This window comes from Nocardioides pelophilus (genome assembly GCF_014180685.1).
Lineage (GTDB): Bacteria > Actinomycetota > Actinomycetes > Propionibacteriales > Nocardioidaceae > Nocardioides > Nocardioides pelophilus.
In genome coordinates, this window is record NZ_JACEHF010000076.1 from 1 (window position 1) to 6,867 (window position 6,867).

6 protein-coding genes and 1 pseudogene are annotated in these 6,867 nt (G+C 70.4%); 3 read left to right on the top strand and 4 right to left on the bottom strand.

Annotated elements, in window-relative coordinates:
* From H0488_RS13245 to H0488_RS13260, 4 genes are all read right to left on the bottom strand, one after another.
* The coding region (locus H0488_RS13245; protein ID WP_183099747.1) for a DEAD/DEAH box helicase at positions 1-1,507 on the bottom strand (1,507 nt) is incomplete at its 3' end.
* Between the two features lie 81 nt (positions 1,508-1,588).
* Positions 1,589-3,220 (bottom strand): sulfatase family protein, encoded by a 1,632-nt coding sequence (locus tag H0488_RS13250; protein WP_183099748.1) that lies wholly within the window; start codon positions 3,218-3,220, stop codon positions 1,589-1,591.
* 51 nt (positions 3,221-3,271) lie between these two features.
* Positions 3,272-5,110, bottom strand: coding sequence for a glutamine--fructose-6-phosphate transaminase (isomerizing) (gene glmS, locus H0488_RS13255; protein WP_183099749.1), 1,839 nt, complete (start codon positions 5,108-5,110; stop codon positions 3,272-3,274).
* Positions 5,111-5,127: 17 nt separating this feature from the next.
* Positions 5,128-5,391, bottom strand: a complete 264-nt coding sequence (locus tag H0488_RS13260; protein WP_183099750.1) for a hypothetical protein — start codon at positions 5,389-5,391, stop codon at positions 5,128-5,130.
* A 275-nt stretch (positions 5,392-5,666) separates the two neighbouring features.
* On the opposite strand from H0488_RS13260, the gene H0488_RS24665 reads away from it, so the two are divergent.
* The 3 genes and pseudogenes from H0488_RS24665 to H0488_RS24135 all read left to right on the top strand — a co-directional run.
* Positions 5,667-5,792: a hypothetical protein gene (locus H0488_RS24665; RefSeq protein ID WP_281369627.1), complete on the top strand. Its 126-nt coding sequence runs from the start codon at positions 5,667-5,669 to the stop codon at positions 5,790-5,792.
* A gap of 154 nt (positions 5,793-5,946) precedes the next feature.
* Positions 5,947-6,507: a YceI family protein gene (locus tag H0488_RS13265; RefSeq protein WP_183099751.1), complete on the top strand. Its 561-nt coding sequence runs from the start codon at positions 5,947-5,949 to the stop codon at positions 6,505-6,507.
* A 111-nt stretch (positions 6,508-6,618) separates the two neighbouring features.
* A pseudogene (locus tag H0488_RS24135) lies at positions 6,619-6,867 on the top strand (GNAT family N-acetyltransferase); the annotation flags it as partial.

Here is a 6,867-nt window from a genome sequence, read left to right on the forward strand (position 1 = left end):
GGCGGGGCTCGACCCGGTGCCGCTTGCCGACCGCGATCTTGTACTGCGCCATCGGCTTGTCGCTGCGCGGCTGGCGCGGGCCACGGTCGGCACGGCCGCCGTCGCGGTCGGGGCGGCCGCGCCCCTCCTGCCCGTCGTACTCCCGCTGGGGGCGGCGCGGCTCCTCCTCCAGGACGAGGGGCGCGTCGCCGTGCAGCACGATCGCGAGCGCGGCCGCGACGTCGGCCTCCGGCACGTCGTTGTTCTTGACGTAGTGACCGATCACGTCGCGGAAGAAGCCGATCTGCGGCGACTCGAGCGCGGCGGTGATCCGGTCGTCGAAGCGCGCGAGCCGGGTGGCGTTGACGTCGTCGACGCTCGGGAGCTGCATCTGGGTGAGCGGCTGCCGGGTGGCCTTCTCGATGTGCTTGAGCAGGTAGCGCTCGCGCGGCGTGACGAAGGAGATCGCGTCGCCGCTGCGACCGGCGCGGCCGGTGCGGCCGATCCGGTGGACGTAGGACTCGGTGTCGGTCGGGATGTCGTAGTTGACGACGTGGGTGATCCGCTCCACGTCGAGGCCCCGCGCCGCGACGTCGGTCGCGACCAGGATGTCGAGCTTGCCGTCCTTGAGCTGGTTGACGGTCCGCTCCCGCACGGCCTGCGCCACGTCGCCGTTGATGGCGGTGGCGCCGAAGCCGCGGGCGCGCAGCTTCTCGGCGAGGGTCTCGGTCTCGTTCTTGGTGCGGACGAAGACGATCATCCCCTCGAAGTTCTCGACCTCGAGGATGCGGGTGAGCGCGTCGACCTTCTGCGGGTAGCTGCAGATCAGGTAGCGCTGGGCGATGTTGTCGGCCGTACGCGTCTTGCGCTCGATCGAGATCTCGACCGGCTTGTTGAGGTACTTCTGCGACAGCGACCGGATCTGCTTCGGCATGGTGGCCGAGAACAGCGCCACCTGCTTGGTGTCCGGGGTGTCGGCGAGGATCGTCTCGACGTCCTCGGCGAAGCCCATGTTGAGCATCTCGTCGGCCTCGTCGAGCACCAGGAACCGCAGCTGCGACAGGTCGAGCGTGCCCTTGTCGAGGTGGTCCATGATCCGGCCCGGGGTGCCGACCACGATGTGCACGCCACGGCGCAGCGCGGAGAGCTGGACGCCGTACCCCTGACCGCCGTAGACGGGCAGCACGTGCACGCCCTTGGTGGTGGAGGCGTACTTCTCGAACGCCTCGCAGACCTGCAGCGCCAGCTCGCGGGTCGGCGCCAGGACCAGCGCCTGGGGGGACTTCTGGGACAGGTCGAGGCGGTCGAGGATCGGCAGCGCGAACGCCGCCGTCTTGCCGGTGCCGGTCTGCGCGAGGCCGATCACGTCGCGGCCCTCGAGGAGGTGCGGGATGGTCTGCGTCTGGATCGCGGAGGGCGACTCGTAGCCGACGTCGGAGAGCGCCTTGAGCACCTTCGCGCCGAGGCCGAGGTCACTGAAGCCGGGGGCGGCGTCGACGGGGGAAGGGTCAGGTGCTACATCACTCACCCGACAACGGTAGTGGCGAAGGCAACACCTGGCGCATTCCTCGACGCGGTGGGCTGGGTCACGCAGAGGTCACTTCGGGGCTCACGCAGGGGGCCACTGGAGCCGCGGCGGCAGCGCCGTGCTGCAGGCCCGCCCGCGGCAGGCGCGGATGTCGGCCAGTGCTCGCCGCAGCGAGCGGCGGACCGCGGCGTACCGGGGCACGTCGATCAGGTTGCGGTACTCCCGCGGGTCGCGACGTAGGTCGTAGAGCTCGTCGCGCTGGTGCGCGACGTCGACGAAGAGGTAGCGGTGGGTGCGGATCCCGAGGAGGAACCGGATGTCCCGCCGACCCCCGCTGGACAACGGCTCGCCCGCCTCGTTGGTGTTGCGCGGCGGGTGGCCGAGCGCGCCGGTCTCGGTGAGGATCCCGCGGGTCCAGCCGACGTCGCCGCGACGGGCGACCCGCCACATCGAGACGCCGTCGACCCGATGGTCCGGGGTGGTGCCGGTGGCGGCGGCGATCGTCGGCAGGAAGTCGACGGAGGTGAACGGGTCGGTGCGGGTCTCCCCGGCAGGGATCCCCGGACCCCGCATCAGGAGGGGCACCCGGAGCGAGACCTCGTGCGGGAAGACCTTGCCCAACCGCATCCGCTGCTCGCCGAGGAAGTAGCCGTTGTCGGACGTGAAGATCACCAGCGTCTGGTCCAGCTCGCCGGTGTCGGCGAGGGTCCGCATCAGGTTGCCGACCTGCTGGTCGACGACCTTGAGCGCCTCGGCGCGCTGCCGGGTCACCTCGAGCAGGGCCCGGTGGTCGGAGGGTCGCAGCGGCGGCAGCACCCGCAGGTAGCCCGGCTTGTCGCTGAAGTCGGGGTCGCGCCAGGACGCCCCGGGCGCCTCGAGCACCACCGAGTCCAAGGAACCCCAGACGCTCGGCGGCCGGGCCGGGGTCTTCCAGTCGTAGAGCTCGCCGTTGCTCAGGCGCGTCGGCCGCGGGTCGTCGTCCTCCTTCGGGCCCCCGCTGTGCGGTGCCGTGAAGGAGAGGTACAGCAGGAAGGGCTGGGGCGACGGGGCGCGGTTGCGCACGATGTTGCCGGCGATCTCGCCGTACGCCACTGTCTGGTAGCGCCCCGCGAGCGTCTCGAAGGTCTTCCCGTTGAAGCTCAAGGTCGTGTCGTAGTAGGCGTACGTCGAGCCGGCGTTCGGGCTGCCGGGCGCGAACCCGCCGTCGAGGGACGCCCGCCACATGTCCCACCCCGGCGGCACGTAGCGCAGCGAGTTGCCCTGCTGGGCGCGGGGCGGCGGGTCGAAGCCGTAGCGGTTGAGGTACTTGCCGAGGTAGACGTTCGCGTAGCCGGCGTCCTGCAGCATCGTCGCCAGCGTCCGGCGGTCGTCGAAGGCGTGGAACCCGTAGTCCTCGTAGACCGTGTAGACGCCGTGGTTGTGGGTGTAGCGGCCGCTGAGCACGGAGGCGCGGGCCGGGCAGCACAGCGGGTACGGCGAGAACGAGTTGCGGAACCGGACTCCCTGGTCGCGGATCAGCGCCCGGACCTGCGGCATGAAGCGCAGGTCGTCGTCGCGCATGTCGTCGACCATGATGAACAGGACGTTGGGACGCCCCGGGGCTGCGGCGCTCGCGGACGGCTCCGCAGCGCGCTCCCCCACCGACGGCGGCGCCTGTCCGAAGGCAACGACCATGGCAAGGAGCCCGGCCACCAAGCCGACCACTCGGCGCATCGCTACCTGCCCTTCACCCTCGACCTCTCTCCGACCATCGTCCCGGAATGATCACTCGACCGTGACCGACTTCGCCAGGTTTCGCGGCTTGTCGATGTCGTGGCCGAGGTGCTTGGCCGCGTGGTAGGCGAGCACCTGCAGCGGGATGGTGAGCAGGATCGGGTCGAGCTCCCGCTCGCTCCGAGGTACGACGATCCGCTCGGCCAGGTCGCTGGGGAGCCCGCGCAGGGCGACGTCCTCGTGGGTCACCACGACCAACGGCCCACCGCGGGCCGCGATCTCGTGGAGGGCCGCGACGTTGCGCTCGACCAGCTCGTCGTCCGGGACGATCGCGACCGTCGGGACGTCGGGACTGATCAGCGCGAGCGGCCCGTGCTTGAGCTCCGAGGTCTGGTAGGCCTCGGCGTGGCGGTAGCTGATCTCCTTGAACTTCTGTGCGCCCTCGCGCGCGACCGGGAACCCGCGCACCCGGCCGATGAAGAACAGGCTCTCGGCCTCGGCGAGGCGCGCGGCGATCGCCTCGAGCCGCTCCTCGGTGGCGAGGATCTGCTCGATCTTGTGCGGAAGCGCCTCCAGCCCGGCGATCAGCCGGCGGCCGTCGGCGATCGACAGGTCGCGCACCCGGCCGAGCTGCAGCGCGAGCATCGCGAAGCCGAGGAACATGTTGGTGAGCGCCTTGGTCGACGCCACCGCGACCTCCGGCCCGGCGTGCAGGTAGATGCCGCCGTCGACCTCGCGCGCGATCGCGGAGCCGACCACGTTGACCAGGCCGATGACCCGCCCGCCCTTGCGCTGGATCTCCTGGACGGCGAGCAGGGTGTCGACGGTCTCGCCGGACTGGCTCACGACGACGTAGAGCGTGTCCGGCTCGATGATCGGGTTGCGGTAGCGGAACTCCGAGGCCGCCTCCGCATCGGCGGGGATCCGCGCCAGCTCCTCGATCAGGGTCGCCCCCATCTCGCCGACGTAGTACGCGGAGCCGCAGCCGAGGACCTTGATCCGCCGGATCGCGCGCAGCTCGCGCGCGTCGAGGTTGAGGCCGCCGAGGTGGCCGGTGGCGAAGCGCTCGTCGAGCCGACCGCGCAGCACCCGCTCGGCAGCGGCGGGCTGCTCGAGGATCTCCTTGTACATGAAGGAGTCGTACTCGCCGGCGTCGTACGACGCGGGGTCGACGTCGACGTGGGCGGCACGCCGGTTCGTGGCGGCGAGGCCGCTCGCCCCGAGCCGGTAGGTCGAGAAGCCGGCCGAGGTGATCGTCGCCATCTCGCCGTCGTCGAGGTGGGCGACGGTCGTCGTGTAGCGGACCAGCGCGGCCAGGTCGGACGCGACGTACATCTCCTTGTCGCCCACACCGATGATCAGCGGGCTGCCGTTGCGGGCCACCACGATCCGGTCGGGGAAGTCGACGTGCAGCACCGCGATGCCGTAGGTGCCATGGATGCGGCCCAGCGTCTCGGCCACCTTGCCCTCCAGCGTGTCGGCGCCGGACCCGGCGATCAGGTGGGCGAGCACCTCGGTGTCCGTGTCGGAGACCAGGTCGACGCCCTCCTCGGCGAGCTCGTCGCGGAGCGCCGCGGCGTTGTCGATGATCCCGTTGTGCACGACCGCGACCAGCTCCTTGGTGTCCGTGTGCGGGTGCGCGTTGACGTCGTTGGCCGGCCCGTGGGTCGCCCAGCGGGTGTGGCCGATGCCGACCTTGCCGGTGAAGCGCTTCGGCAGGTCCTCGCTCAGGTCACGCACCCGGCCGGCGCGCTTGGCCACCCGGATCCCGGAGCCGCCGAGCACGGCCACGCCCGCCGAGTCGTAGCCGCGGTGCTCCAGCCGCGCGAGGCCCTCCAGGAGAAGGGGAGCGGCCTGGTGGGGCCCGAGGTATCCGACGATTCCGCACATGGCTCTGCCTTTCGTGGCTATCCGTAGATCATCCGGCGCAGCTGGCGCTCGGACAGGTCGGGCGCGGCGACCAGGTGGTCGGCCAGCTCGTCGCGCAGGACGGTGAAGATGTCGGCGTTCTTGGCGCCGCGGAGCTTGAGCTCGCTGTGCCGGCGGCGGACGTAGGCCTCCACGGTCTCGTGGTGGAAGGCCAGCACGTCCTCGATGACCCGAGTCGCGTCGGTCGCGGGGAGCCCGGTGGTCGCCACGACGTGGCGGACGAGGCGCGGATCGACGAGCACGCATCGATGATCGGCAGATCGACGACGATTTCCAAGTTTCTGCCCGGAATCGGGCAGGAGTACGCCGATGCCGTCGATTCTCACGTCGCCCCGGCCGCCGTGGGCGCCATCGTCCCGCGGGCCAGGGTGGAGCGGACGTCGACCGCAGGTGGCGGAACTGCGCCCTGGATGGAGCACCCACCACGCAATGTGACCGAAATCGGGGGCTTGGGTGGGGGTCGTGCTATCTTGGTGAACACGAGATGAACTGGAGGTGTCCCGTGCACGACGTACAGATGGCCGAGCGGCCTATGCTCGAGATGCGGTGGATTCCCGTCGCCGACGAGCGGGGCACCACCCGCATGCAGGCGGTGTGGATCGACTCCGCCGCCGCCTCGGCGACCACGCACCACGCCGCCTGAGCTTCCTGATCCCCGTCGAGGGTCGCGTCCACCAGGACGCGGCCCTCGATCTTTTTTGGAGCAAGCGGAATAGGACTGCGGTCCGCTTTGCTGAGGTGATTGAGACTTCAACCAACTGGGCGGATCGAACCCGCTCACCACCTCAGGAGGAACGATGACCGAGACTTCCACTGCCGCCCTCACCGACATCAGCGGCGACTACACCATCGACACCGCCCACAGCCGCCTCGGCTTCGTCGCCCGGCACGCGATGGTCACCAAGGTCCGCGGCTCGTTCGCGGAGTGGCAGGGCACCGCCCACATCGACACCGCCACCCCCGCCGACTCGTGGGTCAAGCTCACGATCGACGCCGCGAGCGTCACCACCGGCTCCGCCGACCGCGACGGCCACCTCAAGTCCGCCGACTTCTTCGACGTCGAGAACTTCCCGGAGTGGACCTTCTCCTCGACCGCCGTCAGCCGCGACGGCGACGAGTGGACCGTCGTCGGCGACCTCACCATCAAGGACGTCACCCACGCCGTGACGATCGAGTTCGAGGAGGGCGGCTCGGCCAAGGACCCGTTCGGCAACCTCCGCGTGGGCTTCGAGGGCGAGGCCACCGTCAACCGCAAGGACTGGGGCCTCACCTGGAACGCCGCGCTCGAGACCGGCGGCATCCTCGTCTCCGAGAAGATCAAGCTCGAGTTCGACGTCTCGGCCATCCGCAACGTCTGACGCCCAGCGTCCGTTCGACGGGCCCCGACTCCCACCCGTGGAGTCGGGGCCGTCGTCTTTCGCGGCTAATTCGCGCGACAAGCAGCGGCGGGCGGTCCACACTCGACGATCGTGACCACGACCCCCGACGCCGCGCCCGCCGGCTTCACCACCCGCCCGCTCTCGATGTCCGACACGGCGGCGGTGTTCGACGTCTACGCCGCTCAGCAGCGCCACGACCTCGGCCGGGTCGAGGTCGACGAGGAGGACATCGTCGCCGAGTGGCAGCGCCCGTCGTACGACGTCTCCGCCTGCACGATCGGGGTCTTCGACTCCGACGACCGGATGGTCGGGGTCGCGGAGTACCTCCGGCACGAGAGG

What these genes read in the sequence shown, in the direction of transcription:
- H0488_RS13250 (WP_183099748.1), bottom strand. Translation starts at nt 3,220, where the DNA reads ATGCGCCGAGTGGTCGGCTTGGTGGCCGGGCTCCTTGCCATGGTCGTT.
- glmS (WP_183099749.1), bottom strand. Translation starts at nt 5,110, where the DNA reads ATGTGCGGAATCGTCGGATACCTCGGGCCCCACCAGGCCGCTCCCCTT.
- H0488_RS24665 (WP_281369627.1), top strand. Translation starts at nt 5,667, where the DNA reads ATGGCCGAGCGGCCTATGCTCGAGATGCGGTGGATTCCCGTCGCCGAC.
- H0488_RS13265 (WP_183099751.1), top strand. Translation starts at nt 5,947, where the DNA reads ATGACCGAGACTTCCACTGCCGCCCTCACCGACATCAGCGGCGACTAC.